The 18759-nt window shown below is 49.8% G+C and carries 20 protein-coding genes; 10 read left to right on the top strand and 10 right to left on the bottom strand.

Annotated elements, in window-relative coordinates; translation table 11 throughout:
* Window positions 1-116 precede the first annotated feature (116 nt).
* From purM to Q0499_RS16645, 5 genes are read left to right on the top strand one after another with little or no spacing between them, the layout of a single operon-like run.
* Window positions 117-1175, top strand: coding sequence for a phosphoribosylformylglycinamidine cyclo-ligase (gene purM / locus Q0499_RS16665; RefSeq protein WP_299201537.1), 1059 nt, complete (start codon window positions 117-119; stop codon window positions 1173-1175).
* A 2-nt stretch (window positions 1176-1177) separates the two neighbouring features.
* Window positions 1178-1831, top strand: coding sequence for a phosphoribosylglycinamide formyltransferase (purN, locus tag Q0499_RS16660; protein ID WP_299201534.1), 654 nt, complete (start codon window positions 1178-1180; stop codon window positions 1829-1831).
* Between the two features lie 4 nt (window positions 1832-1835).
* On the top strand, window positions 1836-2540 hold the full coding sequence (locus Q0499_RS16655; RefSeq protein WP_299201531.1) for a DUF3108 domain-containing protein: 705 nt from the start codon (window positions 1836-1838) through the stop codon (window positions 2538-2540).
* Entirely contained in the window at window positions 2540-2806 is a 267-nt protein-coding gene (locus Q0499_RS16650) for a YfcL family protein (protein WP_299201528.1), read from the top strand. The genes Q0499_RS16655 and Q0499_RS16650 overlap by 1 nt, the downstream gene beginning before the upstream one ends.
* On the top strand, window positions 2803-3198 hold the full coding sequence (locus tag Q0499_RS16645) for an immunity 22 family protein (protein ID WP_299201525.1): 396 nt from the start codon (window positions 2803-2805) through the stop codon (window positions 3196-3198). Before Q0499_RS16650 ends, Q0499_RS16645 begins: the two co-directional genes overlap by 4 nt.
* 140 nt (window positions 3199-3338) lie before the next feature.
* On the opposite strand, the gene Q0499_RS16640 is transcribed toward Q0499_RS16645, so the two are convergent.
* Window positions 3339-3620, bottom strand: a complete 282-nt coding sequence (locus Q0499_RS16640; RefSeq protein WP_363317823.1) for an MGMT family protein — start codon at window positions 3618-3620, stop codon at window positions 3339-3341.
* 532 nt (window positions 3621-4152) lie between these two features.
* On the opposite strand from Q0499_RS16640, the gene Q0499_RS16635 reads away from it, so the two are divergent.
* From Q0499_RS16635 to Q0499_RS23700, 4 genes are all read left to right on the top strand, one after another.
* Entirely contained in the window at window positions 4153-4698 is a 546-nt protein-coding gene (locus Q0499_RS16635) for a DUF3047 domain-containing protein (RefSeq protein WP_299201519.1), read from the top strand.
* Between the two features lie 98 nt (window positions 4699-4796).
* Window positions 4797-6563 (top strand): DEAD/DEAH box helicase, encoded by a 1767-nt coding sequence (locus Q0499_RS16630; protein WP_299201516.1) that lies wholly within the window; start codon window positions 4797-4799, stop codon window positions 6561-6563.
* 237 nt (window positions 6564-6800) lie between these two features.
* Window positions 6801-7193 carry a hypothetical protein gene (locus tag Q0499_RS16625; RefSeq protein WP_299201513.1) on the top strand — a complete coding sequence of 131 codons (393 nt, stop codon included), beginning with the start codon at window positions 6801-6803 and terminating at the stop codon, window positions 7191-7193.
* Window positions 7194-7397: 204 nt separating this feature from the next.
* A complete protein-coding gene (locus Q0499_RS23700; RefSeq protein ID WP_363317816.1) occupies window positions 7398-7511 on the top strand; it encodes a Na+/H+ antiporter NhaA in 114 nt (37 codons plus the stop codon).
* A gap of 184 nt (window positions 7512-7695) precedes the next feature.
* On the opposite strand, the gene Q0499_RS16620 is transcribed toward Q0499_RS23700, so the two are convergent.
* Entirely contained in the window at window positions 7696-8211 is a 516-nt protein-coding gene (locus tag Q0499_RS16620; protein WP_299201510.1) for a MerR family transcriptional regulator, read from the bottom strand.
* Between the two features lie 197 nt (window positions 8212-8408).
* Here Q0499_RS16620 and Q0499_RS16615 point away from each other — a divergent pair, with 197 nt between their 5' ends.
* The gene (locus Q0499_RS16615) at window positions 8409-9002 is read left to right on the top strand and encodes a LysE family translocator (protein WP_299201507.1); all 594 of its coding nucleotides are present in this window, start codon (window positions 8409-8411) and stop codon (window positions 9000-9002) included.
* On the opposite strand, the gene Q0499_RS16610 is transcribed toward Q0499_RS16615, so the two are convergent.
* The 8 genes from Q0499_RS16610 to Q0499_RS16575 form a co-directional block, all read right to left on the bottom strand.
* Complete coding sequence (locus Q0499_RS16610; protein WP_299201504.1) at window positions 8964-9779, bottom strand: AraC family transcriptional regulator; 816 nt, start codon at window positions 9777-9779, stop codon at window positions 8964-8966. The two genes, Q0499_RS16615 and Q0499_RS16610, sit on opposite strands and share 39 nt — an antisense overlap.
* 113 nt (window positions 9780-9892) lie before the next feature.
* Window positions 9893-10387: an MOSC domain-containing protein gene (locus Q0499_RS16605; protein WP_299201502.1), complete on the bottom strand. Its 495-nt coding sequence runs from the start codon at window positions 10385-10387 to the stop codon at window positions 9893-9895.
* A gap of 5 nt (window positions 10388-10392) precedes the next feature.
* A complete protein-coding gene (locus tag Q0499_RS16600) occupies window positions 10393-10671 on the bottom strand; it encodes an HlyU family transcriptional regulator (protein ID WP_299201499.1) in 279 nt (92 codons plus the stop codon).
* A gap of 155 nt (window positions 10672-10826) precedes the next feature.
* Window positions 10827-11702, bottom strand: coding sequence for a succinate--CoA ligase subunit alpha (gene sucD / locus Q0499_RS16595; RefSeq protein WP_299201495.1), 876 nt, complete (start codon window positions 11700-11702; stop codon window positions 10827-10829).
* Window positions 11703-11704: 2 nt separating this feature from the next.
* The gene (gene sucC, locus Q0499_RS16590) at window positions 11705-12871 is read right to left on the bottom strand and encodes an ADP-forming succinate--CoA ligase subunit beta (protein ID WP_299201492.1); all 1167 of its coding nucleotides are present in this window, start codon (window positions 12869-12871) and stop codon (window positions 11705-11707) included.
* A gap of 159 nt (window positions 12872-13030) precedes the next feature.
* On the bottom strand, window positions 13031-14464 hold the full coding sequence (gene lpdA / locus Q0499_RS16585; RefSeq protein WP_299201489.1) for a dihydrolipoyl dehydrogenase: 1434 nt from the start codon (window positions 14462-14464) through the stop codon (window positions 13031-13033).
* A 40-nt stretch (window positions 14465-14504) separates the two neighbouring features.
* Window positions 14505-15722: a 2-oxoglutarate dehydrogenase complex dihydrolipoyllysine-residue succinyltransferase gene (odhB, locus tag Q0499_RS16580; protein WP_299201486.1), complete on the bottom strand. Its 1218-nt coding sequence runs from the start codon at window positions 15720-15722 to the stop codon at window positions 14505-14507.
* A gap of 47 nt (window positions 15723-15769) precedes the next feature.
* On the bottom strand, window positions 15770-18601 hold the full coding sequence (locus Q0499_RS16575; RefSeq protein WP_299201483.1) for a 2-oxoglutarate dehydrogenase E1 component: 2832 nt from the start codon (window positions 18599-18601) through the stop codon (window positions 15770-15772).
* Window positions 18602-18759: the final 158 nt, after the last annotated feature.

Here is an 18759-nt window from a genome sequence, read left to right as displayed (position 1 = left end):
TGTCCTTTAAAACGGCATAAACTTTAACACACAATAGCCGCCCCACCATCAACCTGATAGAATATGCGTCAAATTTTTTCCTATCAGTAATCAGCCCGAACAGGTTCACACATACTATGTCTGCAACTGACAATAACACTCCTATCAGCTACAAAGACGCTGGTGTCGATATCGACGCTGGTAACGCACTGGTTGATCGTATTAAAGGCGTTGCTAAACGCACCGCACGCCCTGAAGTTATGGGCGGCCTGGGTGGCTTTGGCGCCCTGTGCGAAATCCCTGAGGGCTATAAAAAGCCTGTTCTGGTATCCGGCACCGACGGCGTAGGCACCAAATTACGTCTGGCAATGGATCTGAATAAACACGATACCATCGGTATCGACCTGGTAGCGATGTGCGTCAACGACCTGATTGTCGCCGGAGCAGAACCACTGTTCTTCCTTGACTACTATGCTACAGGCAAGCTGAATATCGACATCGCCGCTGATGTTGTAACCGGCATCGGCGCTGGCTGCGAGTTAGCCGGAGCGGCTCTGGTTGGCGGTGAAACCGCTGAAATGCCGGGCATGTATGAAGGCGAAGATTACGATCTGGCAGGTTTCTGTGTCGGCGTAGTGGAAAAAGATGAGATTATTGATGGGTCTAAAGTCAGCGTCGGCGACAAACTTATTGCACTGCCCTCTTCCGGCCCACACTCAAACGGTTACTCACTGATCCGCAAAATCATCGAAGTGCGCAATGCTGACCTGAGTGGCACCGTTGATGGCAAACCACTGACTGAAGCCCTGATGGAACCAACCCGGATCTACGTCAAGCCGGTGCTGGAGCTTATTAAGAAAAGCCAGGTGAATGCGCTGTCGCATATTACCGGTGGTGGCCTGCTGGAAAACATTCCACGAGTGCTGCCGCAGAGCGCTAAAGCCGTTATTGATATTAACAGCTGGCAGATGCCTGAAGTATTCCGCTGGATTCAGACACTGGGCAATGTGGATTCACGCGAGATGTATCGCACCTTGAACTGTGGTATCGGCATGGTTATTGTAGTGCCTGCTGACACAGCTAACGCTGCGCTACAGATTTTGAAAGATGCTGGCGAAGCCCCGTTTATTGTCGGTGAGATCGCTGCAGCGTCTGCTGGCGAAGAACAGGTACAGCTGCTGGGCCTGGAGGCCTGATAATGGCGGAAAAAAGCATTGTTGTTCTGATCTCCGGCAGCGGTTCAAACCTGCAGGCGATCATTGATGCTATCGCGAGCGGCCAGATTAATGGCCGCATCGCTGCCGTTCTCAGCAATAAAGAGGACGCTTTTGGCCTTGAACGCGCCAGAGCAGCCGGCATTTCTGAGATTGTTATCAGTCACCAGAACTATGACAGCCGCGAGCGCTTTGATGCGGCAATGGTCGATGCGATCGATGCCCACAATCCAGACCTTATCGTTCTGGCCGGCTTTATGCGCATTCTCTCTGCCGTTTTTGTACGTCACTACCGGGGGCGGATGTTTAACATCCACCCATCCCTGCTGCCGAAATATAAAGGCCTGCACACCCATCAGCGAGCGCTGGAGGCAGGTGACTCACGGCATGGATGCACTGTCCACTTTGTCACCGAAGAGCTGGATGGAGGGCCACTGGCACTGCAGGCACCGATCGATATCCTCGCAACGGATACGACTGAGAGCCTGCAACAGCGAGTTCACAGTTTTGAGCATAAGATCTACCCACTTGCTGTTGAGTGGTTCTGTGCTGATCGTCTAAAACTTTCTGTTTCAGGATCAGTTCAGCTGGACGGGACTACTCTGGCACCTGAAGGATACCAATTCACTCAGGAGTAAACTGATGCGTATCAGCACACTACTTATCTCAGCATTACTGCTCGTTTCATCGCTGCCTGGACACGCGAGTGAGTTATTAAGACCCTATAAAGCCATCTACAAAGCCCAGTGGGACATGGGTATCTCATTCGGTGGAGATGCAATAGGACAGCTGCAGCGTAAAGGTGATCGCTGGATAACATCCCTCAGTGCTGAAGCACTGATAGCCAAAGTGCATGAATTCTCTGAGTTCACCGTTAAAGATCAGACCATCCAACCTCAGCATTATGAATATCACCGCAAGGTTATCGGCAGCAATAAAGATGCGGTGCTGCAATTTAACTGGAACACCGGCACCGTGCTGAACGACGTCGCCAAAAAACCCTGGACCATGGATGTGACGGAAGGCACCCAGGACAATCTCAGCTATCAGATACAGTTGCGACTGGACCTTGCTGCAGGCAAGACTGAACTTAGCTATCAGGTTGCTGACGGCGGCAAGATCAAAACCTATCCGTTCATTATCGTCGGCACTGAGACCGTGACAACGGCTCTTGGCTCTTTTGAAGCGGTAAAAATACAACGCGACCGCGGTCCGGACAGCAAACGCGAAACCTTCATCTGGTGCGCGCCTGAACTCGACTTCATGGTCGTCAAACTACAACAAGTTGAAAAAAGCGGCAAAGAGTACAGCCTGCTAATCGACAAACTGGAATTTATGGACCCCTGATGAACCCATACGAACAACAGGCCGAATCAATCTATAACCGTCTGCTCGAAATGGAAGTCAGTGCAGATCCGAACCAACTGTTTCTCTGTAGTTACCTGCTGGGTCACATTAGTCTGGTGAGCGCCGAACAGGGCGACAACGAACTGCAGTTCAACCAGCGGGTAGAACACAGCCTGGACGATGCCTTTAAGATAGATAAGCTCAGTGATGATGATGTCAGCGATATCCGTTCACTCTGGCTCCAACTTAGCGAGACTGCCAAATGAATTTTGAAAAAGAGGGTATCGTATCGGTCTGGTACTCAACGACTGACTACTCCAGCATTCCGGACAGCTATTTTGAAGAGGATGAAGAGGGACTCGATCGCTGGGCAAAAAACTTCGAAATCAGCGAATATGACCCGGAAAACCTTGAAACTAATGGTGTTGATACAGGTAAAGCAGCAGTGCTCGACATTATCGGCCCCTGCTCATGGTCGTACTCATACGGCGCTGCGGTGATCAAAAAGATTGAAAAGCTCGGCGACACTCAGATCAGCTGGCTGATACTTGTGTTCGATTTCGAATACCGCGCTAAAAAGACCCATATTTTTGAAGATGAATATGTGCACTTTGTCGGCTGCTTTCCATACGATATGGATGCGGGCAATTTAGAATAAACAGATCTTGATATTTAAAGAACAGACAATAGACTGACGGCACCTCTACTCCAGCGACGAGTAGAGCGACCGCCCCCCGACGTTAGGGATTAAGGTCTTATACAGCGATAATGATGCGCCCCTGACGAAGTCCATTTTACTCACCAGCGAAAATCAGCCAGACGAATCTTGCCATTCAGTACAGCAACACCCTCCTCCTGCAGCAACTTAACCTGCCTGTGATACCCCTCACTACCAACCGGCAGAGATATTCTGCCACTCGCATTAATCACCCGAAACCAGGGCAAGCGACTACCTTCAGGTAACTGACTGAGACAGCGCCCAACGAGCCTGGCAGCACCGGGCACTCCAGCCAGCTCAGCGACCTGCCCATAGGTTGCAACTTTGCCGACAGGGATAGCAGCCACTACCTGCCAGATCATTTCATAAGCGGGATTCTGTGCCACACACAAGTCTCATCAAAAAGATCAATATAGTGGATAACAGGAACAGCGGGAAGCCTGCAACAGTATACGGGGAATAAAAGAGGCTGAAAGAGAGACATGAAAGAGATCAGTGAAAACTTTTCGATTAAAAAACAAAAAGGGGCCTGGCATAAACCAGGCCCCTTGATGAGCGAAGAATATAACGATGAATAGCTGCTACGATGAGGGGAACACTGCAACAACCCTTTCGCTCGCAGTTACAGACCAGTACTTTCTGTTGCAGCTGCATAAGATAAGCAGCAACTGACAGCAAACCAAATCAGAGAACAGCCAGAAGGGGAAATGAGCTTTGAAACTCTGATACACTGATCTAAAACATAAATTTAGTATAGTCGAATCTGATAAGTGTAAAGCCAAAATGCCTAAATTTTGCTCAATTGTCTCCAGCAGCATACTAACTCTATTACTTGCCACTGCAGCTGCTCAGGCTTCACCGCCACCGATTCCTGCCTTTGACCCACAAGGAATAATGCAGTGGGAAAACGAGAGCTTTGTCGGAGAGACCCGTTACACACTGATCTCTGAAGGCGAAAACCTGTTGCTTGAAGCCCGCTCTGACAGCTCAGCATCCGGACTTTATTATAAAAAAACCATCACCATCAACAGCAAAACTAACCTCAGCTGGCGTTGGAAAATCAGTAAGACATGGCCATCAGCAACGGAAACCACTAAAGCCGGTGACGACTTTCCGGTACGCATCTATATCATTGTCTCAGATGGCCCTTTTTTCTGGCAAAAACGCACGCTGGTCTATGTCTGGTCTAATAATCAACCTATTGACTCCCGCTGGCCTAACCCCTTTACCGACAAAGCACAGATGTGGGCGGTCGACAGCGGTAACGACCTCGCAGGTCAGTGGACTAAGCACATGCGCAATCTGCAGAACGACCTGAAAACAGCTTTTGGCAAAACCTACACAGAGATTGAAGCAATTGCCATCATGACCGATAGCGATAATGGCGGTACAAACTTTTTAAGCTGGTATGATGATATAGAGTTAACAGAGGCGAGATAGGGTCACTGCAAAGCTCTCCAATAAAAAACGGGCTTTTATTCGACAATAGGCGTATAATTTCGCGTTTTACAATTCCATTCCTTCCGGTACCTTCAAATATGTCAGACACACAAGTCGCATTCAGCGACCTTGATCTCCCCTCTTCCGTTCTTAAATCCATTATTGAGCTTGGCTATGAAACACCATCCCCCATTCAGGCAGCGTGCATTCCGCTTCTGCTGAAGGGTCAGGATGTTCTGGGGATGGCGCAAACAGGTACCGGTAAAACTGCTGCATTTGCCTTACCCCTGCTTAGCCGTATCGACCTGAAACTAAATAAGCCTCAGGTTCTGGTGCTTGCACCAACACGCGAATTGGCCGTTCAGGTGGCTGAAGCGTTCCAGGCTTACGCACGTCATATTCCTGGTTTTCATGTATTGCCTATCTATGGCGGTCAGAGTTACACCCTGCAGCTTAAACAACTGCGTCGTGGACCACACGTTGTCGTAGGTACTCCAGGACGGGTCATGGATCACCTGGATCGTGGCACCCTGGTTCTCGATGAACTGAAAGCAATGGTGCTAGACGAAGCAGACGAAATGCTGCGCATGGGCTTTATCGATGATGTTGAAACCATCATGGCTAAAACGCCTGCTGAGCGCCAGACTGCTCTGTTCTCTGCAACAATGCCAGAACAGATCCGCCGCATCACCAAGCGTTATATGCGTGATCCACAAGAGATCAAGATCGCATCCAAAACCACCACCATGGAAAATATCGACCAGCGCTGCTGGATCGTTTCCGGTGTTAATAAACTGGATGCGCTGGTTCGGATTCTGGAAACGGAAGATTGTGGTGGTATTATCATCTTCGCCCGCACCAAGACTGCCACGACCGAAATCGCCGAAAAGCTCGAAGCACGTGGCTATGCCGCTGCGGCCCTGAATGGCGACATGAACCAGCAACTGCGTGAGCGCACCGTGCAGCGCCTGAAAGATGCCAAACTGGACATTCTGGTTGCCACCGATGTTGCAGCACGTGGACTGGATGTAGAACGCGTGGGTATGGTTATCAACTACGATATCCCATACGACACCGAAGCCTACGTCCACCGTATCGGCCGTACCGGTCGTGCTGGTCGTGACGGCAAGGCAATTCTGTTCGTTGCTCCCCGTGAACGCCGCCTGCTGAAGCAGATCGAACAGGCTACCCGCCAGCCGATCAAGCAGATGGATCTTCCTTCCCGGGACATGGTACAGAATAAGCGTCTGGAATCATTCCGCGAACAGATCACTACAATCTTCAATGATGAAGATATGGCTGTTTACCGTGAGCTGATCGATCAGCTGGCTGTGGATACTGAACTGGAAACACTGGATCTGGCATCAGCCCTGCTCTACATGGCACAAAAAGAGAAGCCTCTTATCCTGCCACCAGAACCAGAATTCAAGCCTCGTCGCGACAAAGATAGCGACCGCGACAGTGACCGGGATAGTGACCGGGGCGCTAAACGCGAGCGGATCAACTATGCTGATCTGGATGTCTACCGTATGGAAGTCGGTCGCAATGATGGCGTACAGGTTAAAAACATCGTCGGCGCTATCGCTAACGAAGCAGACATCAACAGTCGCCATATCGGTGATATCCGTCTGTTTGATGACTACAGCACCGTTCAGCTGCCAAAAGGCATGCCTGTCGAGGTTCTGCAGCAACTGAAAGGCGTATTTATCTGCCGCAAGAAGATTGATATCAGTCTTATGGAAGGCGAAATTGCCCGTCCGGCTCCACGCAAACCACGTACGGAGTTCAAAGGTAAAGGACGCAATGAACGCGGCAGCAGTGATCGCGGAGCTCCGCGCAAGCCACGCCCACGTCGCGACGCGTAAACCGCTTAGCAGAAATAGATCAAAGAGAGCTTCAGGCTCTCTTTTTTTATTTTCCGATACACAATATCACTAACCACCTGAAAGTTACCCCTTTAACTCAGACTTGATCCAGCCCACTAGATAATCCTCCTACTCATCAGTATCCTATACTGATGCAACATACAATTGTCGCCATAGATCTGAACAGACACTAAAACGTATAGCGAACAAGATAACTCTGGCTGAAGGAAATAAGTTATGAAAAAGTTGATCACTCTGGTTTCCGCACTAACTATTATCACCGCTTTACCTGCCTTTGCAGAAGATCACACTAAAACTGAGATCACCCCTGATTATATTGCTGGTTTCCTTGCGGGAGCAGATCTTACTGATGGCGCGATTATTGACAACATCAACTCAGACAATGAAAGTGATTTTATCCAGCGTGCTTACCGCACCCGCCTAGGCAAAGAGCATCCAAGTGAGCAGCCAACTTATCTGGCAGGCTTCTGTATTCCTGAAGGGATTAGCGAAGACACGTTGATCAGCAATATCAGTGCTCAACTGAAAACAACCACCATGCCCGTCAACACTCAAAGAGACACGATTGTTTACAGCGCAATCAAGACACTTTACCCCTGCAAAAAATAGAACACAGCACTGACCAATCAAAACGCGCATAACGCAATAGTAGTGTTATTTCTGGTGGCTGGAGGGAATATAAACAGGAGCGTAAACCGGATCTTAAACGGAAACTACGTGTAGGCTAGCTGGCAAATATTAAGCAAGCATCTCGGCCTATTATTGCCCCTGCTGGCGAATTGATGTGTAGGATTCCCCAGACCGACCGTTAAAATGAAAGCCAGCGACCTACCTTCCGGCCTTAACCTTAATCACATCATTGGCGTCGCCTTTATGGGGGGTATCGGCTTTACCATGTCAATTTTTAGGCTTTGCCCAACCTCCTGATGGCTTAGACAGGCATCCTGTTCGCCTCAGTAATATCAGGCCTGATCGGTTTTAGCTGGCTGCACTGTAAATCACCCAAATCTGATTGATCACGCAATTCTTTTGGACAGATTAAAGAGAGCCTGATGACTCCCTTTATCTATTACAAAACCGCTTTACCCGAAGATCCGCTTCAGCAACATTCTCAACAACGCGACCACGCCCGAATTCGAACGATCTCCTCTGCCTCTATCTGCAAAGACTGAAGAAACTCCTGATGCGCTTCAGGCTCCAGTGTTTCAAACTGGATGTGCCAGTTATGCATATCATCATCACTTAGCCCTGCGGCGCTCATGATCTCTGTCCAGCGCTCTTTCGTCACCATACTATTCTCCTCAGTGTCTGGCTGTTTCATAAATTTAAGAATCGCCATCTGCTGCTGGTGAAGCCGCTCTATCTCTGCCTGTAGACGCTGCAACTGATCCTGCAGAATTCGCTTCTGCTCACCGTTTCCATCCAACAACCGCGCTATCTCCGAAACAGGAACGCCCAGTGCCCGGTAGCTCACTATCTGCGATAGCCGGGACAACGCCTTGTCGCCATAAAGCCGATAGCCATTGCGATCCCTCTTAACGGGGCGCAACAATCCTTCCCGCTCATAATAGAGAATAGTCGTCCGCGAAAGATTGAACTTTTTAGCCAGTAAAGAAATAGTCAGCACATCAACACCTCAGTCACGATTCACAGGTAGCCTAAGGGCATCACCTGTAGACAGGTCAAGAGACTTTCTGTAGCACGCCAGAAATAAATTGAACCATTTCACCTGCCAGCCCTATTTATCTGGATAAAAATCAATTTTGTTCAATATCTTGCTCATCGGCAACGGCATACTCAGCTCTTTTCGTTCAGGAGAACATCATGAGCCTGTCTATAATTTTATCCATGTCGACCTTTGCGCTGGCTGCATCTATCTCACCCGGGCCGGTGAACCTTGTCTGCCTTAGTTGCGGCACAAGATACACCATCTCCACAGGACTAGTATTTGTCACCGGTGCTACTCTCGGCTTTATCGCTTTATTTATCGCTATCGGGCTTGGCCTCTATACTACTCTTGAAGCAATCCCTGCTTTAAATAGTATACTGCGCTGGGGCGGGGTAATTTTCCTACTTTATCTGAGCTTTAAACTTGCCGTTTTTGACGGAAAATTGTCAGAAAACCAGTCAGATCAGGCTCCGAGCCTTATAACCGGTGCGATGATGCAGTGGCTCAACCCTAAAGCCTGGCTCGCCTCAGCCTCAGGAATAGGCGCATATACCAACGGTAACGATATTCAGCAGGTTCTTCTGTTTGCAGCTATTTATCTGCCTATCTGTTGGCTGTCTCTGGGGAGCTGGGTTTATGCCGGCGCGTTCTTACAGCGCTATGTAAACCAGCCATCAATACTGAAAGTAATCAACCGGATACTGGCAGCACTACTTGTGCTGAGCGCTGTTTACCTTATTGCTAAGTAAAGATTGCCGGTACTGGTTTGGGGTTGCGGCGACTACTCGCTTGAAAGTACGCTGAAAATGCGGCTGATCGGTAAAGCCCGTCGTCAATGCAACGTCAACAATTGAGCTGCCTTGCTTCAACGCCGCCTGCCCCTGCTGAATCCGTCGATTGATCTGATAGGCATGGGGCGTAAGACAGAAATACTGCTTAAATGATCGGATAAGATGACCGGAGCTGTAACCGGTGCGAAGACACATCTCCTCAAGTGCAACCTCTACTGCCGCATTCTCATCAAGATAGTCAGCAAGATCCCTGAGCACTACCGGCACTTTCTCTAGCGGCAAAGAACGCTTATCAGCAAGACACCTCATCAAGCCTGAAAGATATTCAATCACAGCGCTTTGCTTCTCTGACAGACCCACCTCAGAGTTCAGCAAGCAGGACGCGACCTGACTATACCCATCATAAAAACGCGACTCAGAGACGACTGCAGTGCCAATATCTTCCCACACAGGCTCATCGAGGAAACCGAGCTGATAGCGCAGAGCCGTCAACCACTCAGCATCGATATAGAGCATCAGGTAAGCCCAGGGCTGATTATCGATAGGGTTACAGGCGTGGACCCAGCCAGGATTCATAAGCACCAGATCTCCGGCAGCAACCTGGCATCGATCATCACGATAGCAAAAAGTGCTTTGGCCTGCGGTAATAGCGCCGATAGACCATTGCGCATGGCTATGAGGTGCATAGCATACCTCCCGCCCATCAGAGACCATACGCAGCTCAACATGCGGCATTCGCGAATCACGCCAAAAAACAGGCTTAGATCTACCCATACAATCGCTATTATCTGACAATATTTTATACCTCTGGCCTGCCTGAAATCTCAGTACACCCGATAACGATTCAACTAGCTTTCCAGCGGGATAAGCAGATCACCGACCCTTATAACCCCTGACTCAAGAATCCGCGCGCAAACCCCGCCATATCCGAGCATAGCGGCGGTACCACCCTGCCCCAACGCCTGATCCATCCGCACACAGGGATGACACAGAGCCGTGGCCTCAAACCGTGCTGCGCCAATACTAAACTGCTGATGTCTTAATGCGTTAAGATTGATGCCACTGACCACCAGATTGCGCCGCAGAATCGCTGGATCAATCTGTTCAATTCCAGTGTAGGCTTCGATCATCTGGATAAACTCAGCAGAGATCAGCGTAACCTGCCGGGCAGATCCCGGAGTTTTACTACAGCGGTGATCACCTTCCAGTCCCAATCCCGCCAACGCTTCAACAGAATCGACAATATGCAGATCCTCTTTACGCTTTGGCCGCAAACCAATCCACTCGAGCTTGCCGGGCTTAAGATCCTTAAGATAACGGGCAAATAGTTGTTTCTGTGTCATAACGATTAAAAAATCCCATCACCCTGCTGGTCAATCATCTGCTTCGCTTTACGGATCATCTCCTCGGCACAGCTATCACTGGATGACAACATATCTGCGCGGATATAACGATGACTCTGCTCCCCCTTGGTAATCAGACCATTCACTCGATAGCCGCCATCTTCACGAATCGGCGCGGGCGTAATGGTAAAGCCCTGATACTCTTCAGACGGGAGCGCTTCAGGCTCTTTAGGGCCGCTTTCAGCAGAGGCAAATATTGATTTAATAGATGAAAACAGACTCATAACAACTCCTTAAGAATATAGGCATCCAGAATACCCGCAGAACTAACGTTAACTCAATCCGCAGACACAAAAAAACCGCCCTAAGGCGGTTTTTTTAATCTAGCGACTAGTAAGTGACGAAGTCACGTCTAGCCACTGGAATAATCGCTAAGCGATTATTCCCAACCCGTCACTTCGCGCAGACCGTCAGCGATCTGAGCCAGTGAGCGAACAGTCTTAACGCCTGCAGCTTCAAGTGCAGCAAACTTCTCGTCTGCAGTACCCTTACCACCAGAGATGATCGCACCAGCGTGACCCATACGCTTACCCGCAGGTGCAGTAACACCGGCAATGTAAGACACAACAGGCTTAGTTACGTTCGCTTTGATGTACGCTGCAGCTTCTTCTTCAGCAGAACCACCGATCTCACCGATCATAACGATCGCTTCAGTCTGTGGATCGTTCTGGAACAGTTCCAGAATATCGATGAAGTTAGAACCCGGAATTGGGTCACCACCAATACCAACACAGGTAGACTGACCGAAGCCTGCATCTGTAGTCTGCTTAACTGCTTCATAAGTCAGTGTTCCGGAACGGGACACGATACCGACTTTACCTGGCAGGTGAATGTGACCCGGCATGATACCGATCTTACACTCTCCCGGAGTGATAACACCCGGGCAGTTTGGTCCGATCAGACGAACGCCCAGATTGTCACAGACAACTTTACACTCAAGCATATCCATAACCGGAATGTGCTCAGTGATACATACGATCAGCTTGATACCGCTGTTCGCAGCTTCCAGGATAGAATCCTTACAGAAAGCAGCAGGTACGTAGATAACAGAAGCATCAGCGCCAGTAACTTCAACCGCTTCAGCAACAGTATTGAATACTGGCAGGCCCAGATGTTCAGTACCGCCTTTACCCGGCGTAACACCACCAACCATCTGAGTGCCGTATGCGATAGCCTGTTCAGAGTGGAAGGTACCCTGACCACCAGTGAAACCCTGACAGATTACTTTGGTGTCTTTATTAATCAGAACGGACATTATTATTTACCCTCCGCTGCTTTCACTGCTTGCACAGCTGCATCAGTCAGACTGGTAGCGGCGATGATAGCCAGACCAGATTCAGACAATAGCTTAGAGCCCAGCTCAGCATTGTTACCTTCCAGACGCACCACAACAGGCACTTCTACGCCTACCTCTTTAACCGCACCAATGATACCTTCAGCAATCAGGTCGCAACGTACAATCCCGCCGAAGATGTTAACCAGTACCGCTTTAACCTTGCTATCTTCAAGGATGATCTTGAATGCTTCGGTTACACGCTCTTTAGTCGCGCCGCCGCCAACGTCAAGGAAGTTAGCCGGGAAGCCACCGTGCAGAGAGACGATATCCATCGTACCCATCGCCAGGCCTGCACCGTTAACCATGCAGCCAATGCTGCCATCCAGCGCTACGTAGTTCAGTTCCCACTCAGCCGCGCGTGCTTCACGCTCGTCTTCCTGAGACGGATCCTGCATCGCCTGAAGGTCTTTATGACGGTAAACAGAGTTACCATCGATCGCTACTTTAGCATCCAGACAGTGCAGGTTGCCTTCGGTAGTGATAACCAGAGGGTTAATTTCCAGCAGCGCAAGATCTTTCTCTTTAAACATCTTAGCCAGACCCAGAAAGATCTGAGTAAACTGCTTGATCTGAACACCTTCCAGACCCAGTTTGAATGCCAGTTCGCGAGCCTGGTAAGGCTGCGCACCGGTCACCGGATCAATGGTGGCTTTCAGAATTTTTTCTGGAGACTCTTCCGCAACTTTCTCGATCTCAACACCACCTTCGGTGGATGCCATGAATACGATACGACGAGAAGAACGGTCAACAACCGCACCCAGATACAGCTCGTTAGCAATATCGGTACAGTCTTCTACCAGAATTTTGGAGACAGGCTGACCATTTGCATCAGTCTGATAGGTCACCAGGTTTTTACCCAGCCACTTAGCTGCGAATGCCTGAGCTTCAGCAGGAGAGTCAACCAGCTTAACGCCACCAGCTTTACCACGTCCACCCGCGTGAACCTGAGTTTTAACAACCCACTTATCACCGCCAATTTTCTCGGCAGCTGCAGCAGCAGCTTCCGGAGTATCCACCGCGATTCCTTTAGAAACCGGCAGACCATATTCGGCAAACAGTTGTTTGCCCTGGTACTCATGAAGATTCATGCTCTAATCCGTCGTCTTTATCACACTTATCAGGAACCTGCAAAACGATATAAGAGAGAGTATCTTTTCACAGCCCAATTGCTTCAGGTGACAGTGTTTCACCCTCAACAATAATCGACCGGGTCACCCCGGTCGAAATTTCAAACTATTGTACAGCGATTAACGCTTTTTGCGATTAGCCATATGGATAGCATGACCATCAACCGCCAGCGCAGCTTCGTGCACTGCTTCAGATACCGTTGGGTGAGCAAACACCGTCAACTGCAGATCTTCAGCGGTAGAGCCAAACTCCATCGCGATAGCTGCCTGAGCAATCAGCTCAGATGCGATACCGCCAACCATATGCACACCCAGGATCCGATCAGTCGCTTCATCAGCAATCATCTTCACGAAACCATCGGTATCATCAGCAGCCATAGCACGACCAGAGGCTGCAAATGGGAATTTACCCACTTTGATAGCAACACCAGCAGCTTTCAGCTCTTTCTCAGTCTTACCAACCCACGCCAGTTCCGGGTGAGTGTAGATGATGCTTGGAATAACATCGTAGTTCAGCTGCGCATGATGGCCGGCAATAATATCAGCAACCATAATGCCCTCTTCAGACGCTTTATGCGCCAGCATAGGACCACGCACAGAGTCACCCACAGCGAAAACGCCAGGCGCTTCAGTACGGCATTGGCCGTCAACAAAGATAAAGCCGCGCTCATCCAGCTTAACGCCGGAATCATCCGCCAACAGACCCTGAGTCTGTGGACGACGACCCACCGCAACGATCAGCTTATCGACAACCAGCTCTTTGTCACCTTCAGCGTCGGTATACTTCAGGGTAACTTCGCTACCGTTAACTTCAGTACCGGTGCAACGGGCACCCAGCTTGATGTCCAGATTCTGCTTTTTGAAGATCTTGGCAGCTTCTTTGGCAACATCCGTATCGGCCATGGACAGGAACTCATCCATCGCTTCCAGCACAGTCACTTCAGTACCCAGACGTGCCCAGACAGAACCCATCTCAAGACCGATAACACCCGCACCGATGACACCCAGACGCTTAGGAATCTCATCAATGTTCAAGGCGCCGACGTTATCCAGAATCAGACCTTCAGTCAGTGGTGCTGGCGGAATCTCAACCGGAACAGATCCGGATGCCAGAATCACGTTCTCAGCTGCATAAACAGACGCAGTGCCATCAGCGGCAGTTACCTGAACCTGCTTATTAGCCAGCAGCTTACCCATACCCTGAAGCAGTGTTACACCGTTAGCCTTGAACAGGCCTGCGATACCACCGGTGAGGTTGCTGACGATCTTATCCTTACGGGCGACCATCTTCTTAACATCCATGGTGACGTCACCGGTCTGGATGCCGTGCACATCTGCATGCTGAGTCTTGTGGAACTGATGAGTCGACTCAAGCAGCGCCTTAGACGGGATACAACCTACGTTCAAACAGGTACCACCGAGGACAGCTGCACCCTTATCATCAACCCACTTTTCAACGCACGCAGTGTTCAGACCCAACTGGGCAGCACGAATCGCAGCGACATATCCGCCAGGTCCTGCACCAATTACAATTACGTCAAATTTATCAGACATTTATTACCTACCTATCTATTCGTTCTAGTAAGGGACCGACTCAGACTTCCAAAAGCATACGTGCAGGGTCTTCCAGAAGGTCTTTAATAGTCACGAGAAATTGTACTGCTTCCTTACCATCAATCATACGATGGTCATAAGAGAGCGCCAGGTACATCATTGGCAGGATCTCTACCTGTCCATTCACCGCCATTGGGCGATCCTGGATCTTATGCATACCCATAATGGCAGTTTGTGGCGGGTTCAGGATCGGGGTAGACATCAGGGAACCGAACACACCACCGTTAGTGATAGTGAATGTACCACCCTGCATATCATCAAGACCCAGCTTGCCATCACGACCGCGCTTGCCAAAGTCAGCAATAGCAGACTCAACACCCGCCAGGCTCATGCTATCTGTATCACGCAGAACAGGCACCATCAGACCACGTTCGGTAGAAACCGCGACACCGATATCCTGATACGCATGGTAAACCATATCGTTACCATCGATTGATGCGTTAACCGCAGGGAAACGCTTCAGTGCTTCAGTTGCTGCTTTTACGAAGAAGGACATAAAGCCCAGACGCGTACCGTTATGGGTCTTCTCAAACAGATCTTTGTACTGCTTGCGCAGTTCCATGATCGGTTTCATGTTGACTTCATTGTAAGTCGTCAGCATTGCGGCACTTTGCTGTGCTTCTACCAGACGCTTAGCAATAGTGGCTCGCAGACGGGTCATCGGAACACGTTTTTCAACCCGCTCACCGGACGCGATGTTCAGTGCGGCAGCATTATCAACTTTAACCGGTGCAGACGGTGCTGCAGCAGGCTTATTCTTGATGAAGTTAACCACATCTTCCTTGGTGATACCGCCATTCTTGCCAGTACCTGGAATCTGGTTAACATCCAGACCATTTTCTTCGATCAGTTTACGAGCGGCTGGCCCAACTTTTTCAACATCAGTTTCACCTGATGCAGCAGCGGGTGCAGCAGTCGCTGCAGGCGCAGATGCCGCTGCCGGTGCTGCTGATGCCGCAGCGCCCGCTTCGAAGATCGCCAGGAGCTCTTCGCTCAGTACGGTATCGCCTTCACCTTTGAGGATCTCTTTGATCACACCATCACAAGGGGCGACAACTTCCAGAACGACTTTATCAGTTTCAATATCAACGATCAGTTCATCAGTAGAACAAGCCTCACCAGGCTGTTTGTGCCAGGTCGCTACAGTACCGTCGGCTACGGATTCAGGGAAGGTCGGCGTTTTGATTTCGATTGACATGTTTTTTCCTTTCTCAGTGCTACTAACAGGCTTTTTTGTCGGGCCTGTTAGCCATTGATTGCTTCATTAACCAGTTTTTCCTGCTGCTCAAGGTGTACAGAGATGTAACCTACGGCAGGAGCTGCGGCGTGCGGACGACCCACACCTTCCATATGAATCTTGTCGTTATGACGAGCCAGCGCATGGCGCATATGATGCTGTGAACAGTACCATGCACCCTGGTTCATTGGCTCTTCCTGACACCAAACAACCGATTCAAGGTTAGTGTAATCTTTGATCGCTGCGAACATCTGATGTTCCGGGAACGGATACAGCTGCTCGATACGAATAATAGCAACATCGTCTTTTTCAAGTTCTGCACGACGGTTATACAGGTCGTAATAGACCTTACCGCTACACAGCACCAGGCGCTTAACCTTCTTCGGATCCAGCTGATTAGTTTCAGCGATCACCGGCAGGAACTCACCATCAGACAGTTCTTCCAGAGTCGATACAGCCTGCTTGTGACGTAACAGACTCTTCGGCGTCATCACCACCAGAGGCTTACGCAGAGGCCGGACAATCTGGCGACGCAGCAGATGGAAGATTTGCGCTGGCGTGGTTGGTACACATACCTGAATATTATGCTCTGCACAGAGTTGCAGGTAACGCTCCAGACGGGCTGAAGAGTGCTCTGGCCCCTGTCCTTCGAAACCATGTGGCAGCAGCATTGTCAGGCCACAGAGACGCGCCCACTTATGCTCACCACTGGTAATGAACTGATCAATAACTACCTGAGCACCATTGGCAAAATCACCAAACTGAGCTTCCCAGATAACCAGTGAATTCGGCATAGTCGTCGAATAACCATACTCAAATGCCAATACCGCCTCTTCAGAGAGGAAGGAGTCATGCAATGTGAGTGGTGGCTGATCTACAGCAATATTTTTCAGCGGTTCATACACTTCACCATTGCGCTGATCATGAAGCACAGCATGACGATGAGAGAATGTACCCCGGCCAACATCCTGACCGGTCAGGCGAACAGGATAGCCTTCAGCCAGAATCGTGGCATAGGCCAGTGATTCAGCCATACCCCAGTTCAGTTCCATCGCACCGACCGCCATACGTTTGCGGTCATCGTAAATTTTCTGCACCTGACGCTGCACCTGGAACCCTTCAGGGACTTCACAGATCTTGGTACCCAGTTCCTGTAGCAGTTTATTGTCAACACGGGTATCGCAATCAAATGACCACTCGTGGCCAATATAAGGCGTCCAGTCAACAAACAGTTCCTGATTCGGCTCAAGTACCAGAGAATGGGTTACGTGTTTGCCATCTTCAAGATCTTTACGGTAATCCTGCTCCAGCTGCTTACTCTGATCTTCAGTGATGACGCCTTCAGCAATCAGCTGCTGGGCATACAGTTCACGGGTAGACTTCTGAACTTTGATCTGTTTGTACATCAGCGGCTGAGTACCAGACGGTTCATCCGCTTCGTTATGGCCACGACGACGGTAACAAACCAGATCGATAACCACGTCTTTCTTAAACTCAGTACGGTAATCAACGGCCAGTTGAGTCACAAAGCGAACCGCTTCCGGATCATCACCATTCACATGAAAAATGGGTGACTGAACCATTTTAGCAACATCAGTACAGTACTCAGAAGAACGAGAGTCTTCCAGTTTGTTGGTGGTAAAACCAACCTGGTTGTTGACCACAATATGGATGGTACCACCGGTTTTATACGCACGGGTCTGAGACATCTGGAATGTCTCCATCACCACGCCCTGACCGGCAAATGCCTGGTCACCGTGGATGTTGACAGGTACAACGGTTGTACCGACAGTGTCCTGACGACGATCCTGACGAGCACGCACGGAGCCTTCAACAACGGGCGCAGAGATCTCCAGGTGAGATGGGTTGAATGCCATCGCCAGGTGAACTTCCCCCCCCCCGGTCATAACGTTGGAAGAAAAGCCCTGGTGGTACTTTACGTCACCTGAGGTTTCCAGCGTTTTCTTACCTTCAAACTCACCGAACAGTTCTGCCGGGTTTTTACCGAAGATATTCACCAGAGTATTCAGACGTCCCCGGTGAGCCATGCCGATAACGACTTCACGGGCGCCCTGCTTACCAGCACGCTGTATTAGCGTATTCAGGGAAACAATCAGAGATTCACCACCTTCCAGACCGAAGCGTTTTGCACCGGCAAAGCGGGAACCCAGGTATTTTTCCAAACCTTCAGCGGCTGTTAGTCGCTCAAGCACCATCATTTTGCGGTCGACATCAACGACAGGATGGGAGCGGACAGGTTCGAGTCTGGACTGTATCCAACGTTTTTCCTGAGTATCAACAATATGCATATACTCAGCACCGACTGTCGTACAGTAGGTCTTCTTGAGATCGTTAATAATCTCTTTCAGGGTTGCTTCTTCAGTTCCGAAGAACAGAGAACCCAGCTGGAATGTCGTATCGAAATCCGCCTCAGACAGCTCATGGAAGCGTGGATCAAGATCTGGCACCGGTTCACGCTGCATCAGATTAAGCGGATCGATATCGGCAGCCTGATGGCCACGTACACGATAAGCGTTGATCATTCGCAAAACGCGAATTTGCTTCTTCTCATGCTCAGAACTTTGACCACCGCCCGCAGCAGGTGCTGCACGACGCTGGTTTTTAGCCAGATAGAGGAAATGATCCTGTACCGTAGAATGAGGAACATCCTGGGTCAGGTTATCGCCGACTTTGGGTAGTCGATCGAATTCTTCACGCCATTCCTGAGGAATCGCGTTGGGGTCCATCAGATAGGATTCATATAGCTGCTCAATGTAAGACAGGTTGCCACCGTATAGATGGGCATTCTTCCACATCAGCTCCATTATGCCTTCTTGCATTCTTGATCACCCTGGCTCAGGGGTACTATCGAAGTCCAGGATGCACCACGTCCCGTCCAACTGGCCTGTTCCGGCCGTCCCCTGTTTAGTTACCGTTTATAATTTCTCACGTATATAGCCTGATAGAGGTACAGGTTACGGGACGTGATTCTACGCTT

Origin of the sequence: uncultured Amphritea sp., from assembly GCF_937127095.1 — a bacterium.
Classification (GTDB): domain Bacteria; phylum Pseudomonadota; class Gammaproteobacteria; order Pseudomonadales; family Balneatricaceae; genus Amphritea.
This window is presented reverse-complemented; position numbering and strand designations above follow the sequence as displayed.

Coding starts and splice junctions, on each gene's coding strand:
- purM (WP_299201537.1), top strand. CDS start 117: ATGTCTGCAACTGACAATAACACTCCTATCAGCTACAAAGACGCTGGT.
- purN (WP_299201534.1), top strand. CDS start 1,178: ATGGCGGAAAAAAGCATTGTTGTTCTGATCTCCGGCAGCGGTTCAAAC.
- Q0499_RS16655 (WP_299201531.1), top strand. CDS start 1,836: ATGCGTATCAGCACACTACTTATCTCAGCATTACTGCTCGTTTCATCG.
- Q0499_RS16650 (WP_299201528.1), top strand. CDS start 2,540: ATGAACCCATACGAACAACAGGCCGAATCAATCTATAACCGTCTGCTC.
- Q0499_RS16645 (WP_299201525.1), top strand. CDS start 2,803: ATGAATTTTGAAAAAGAGGGTATCGTATCGGTCTGGTACTCAACGACT.
- Q0499_RS16640 (WP_363317823.1), bottom strand. CDS start 3,620: ATGATCTGGCAGGTAGTGGCTGCTATCCCTGTCGGCAAAGTTGCAACC.
- Q0499_RS16635 (WP_299201519.1), top strand. CDS start 4,153: ATGCAGTGGGAAAACGAGAGCTTTGTCGGAGAGACCCGTTACACACTG.
- Q0499_RS16630 (WP_299201516.1), top strand. CDS start 4,797: ATGTCAGACACACAAGTCGCATTCAGCGACCTTGATCTCCCCTCTTCC.
- Q0499_RS16625 (WP_299201513.1), top strand. CDS start 6,801: ATGAAAAAGTTGATCACTCTGGTTTCCGCACTAACTATTATCACCGCT.
- Q0499_RS23700 (WP_363317816.1), top strand. CDS start 7,398: ATGAAAGCCAGCGACCTACCTTCCGGCCTTAACCTTAATCACATCATT.
- Q0499_RS16615 (WP_299201507.1), top strand. CDS start 8,409: ATGAGCCTGTCTATAATTTTATCCATGTCGACCTTTGCGCTGGCTGCA.
- Q0499_RS16610 (WP_299201504.1), bottom strand. CDS start 9,779: ATGCCGCATGTTGAGCTGCGTATGGTCTCTGATGGGCGGGAGGTATGC.
- Q0499_RS16605 (WP_299201502.1), bottom strand. CDS start 10,387: ATGACACAGAAACAACTATTTGCCCGTTATCTTAAGGATCTTAAGCCC.
- Q0499_RS16600 (WP_299201499.1), bottom strand. CDS start 10,671: ATGAGTCTGTTTTCATCTATTAAATCAATATTTGCCTCTGCTGAAAGC.
- sucD (WP_299201495.1), bottom strand. CDS start 11,702: ATGTCCGTTCTGATTAATAAAGACACCAAAGTAATCTGTCAGGGTTTC.
- sucC (WP_299201492.1), bottom strand. CDS start 12,871: ATGAATCTTCATGAGTACCAGGGCAAACAACTGTTTGCCGAATATGGT.
- lpdA (WP_299201489.1), bottom strand. CDS start 14,464: ATGTCTGATAAATTTGACGTAATTGTAATTGGTGCAGGACCTGGCGGA.
- odhB (WP_299201486.1), bottom strand. CDS start 15,722: ATGTCAATCGAAATCAAAACGCCGACCTTCCCTGAATCCGTAGCCGAC.
- Q0499_RS16575 (WP_299201483.1), bottom strand. CDS start 18,601: ATGCAAGAAGGCATAATGGAGCTGATGTGGAAGAATGCCCATCTATAC.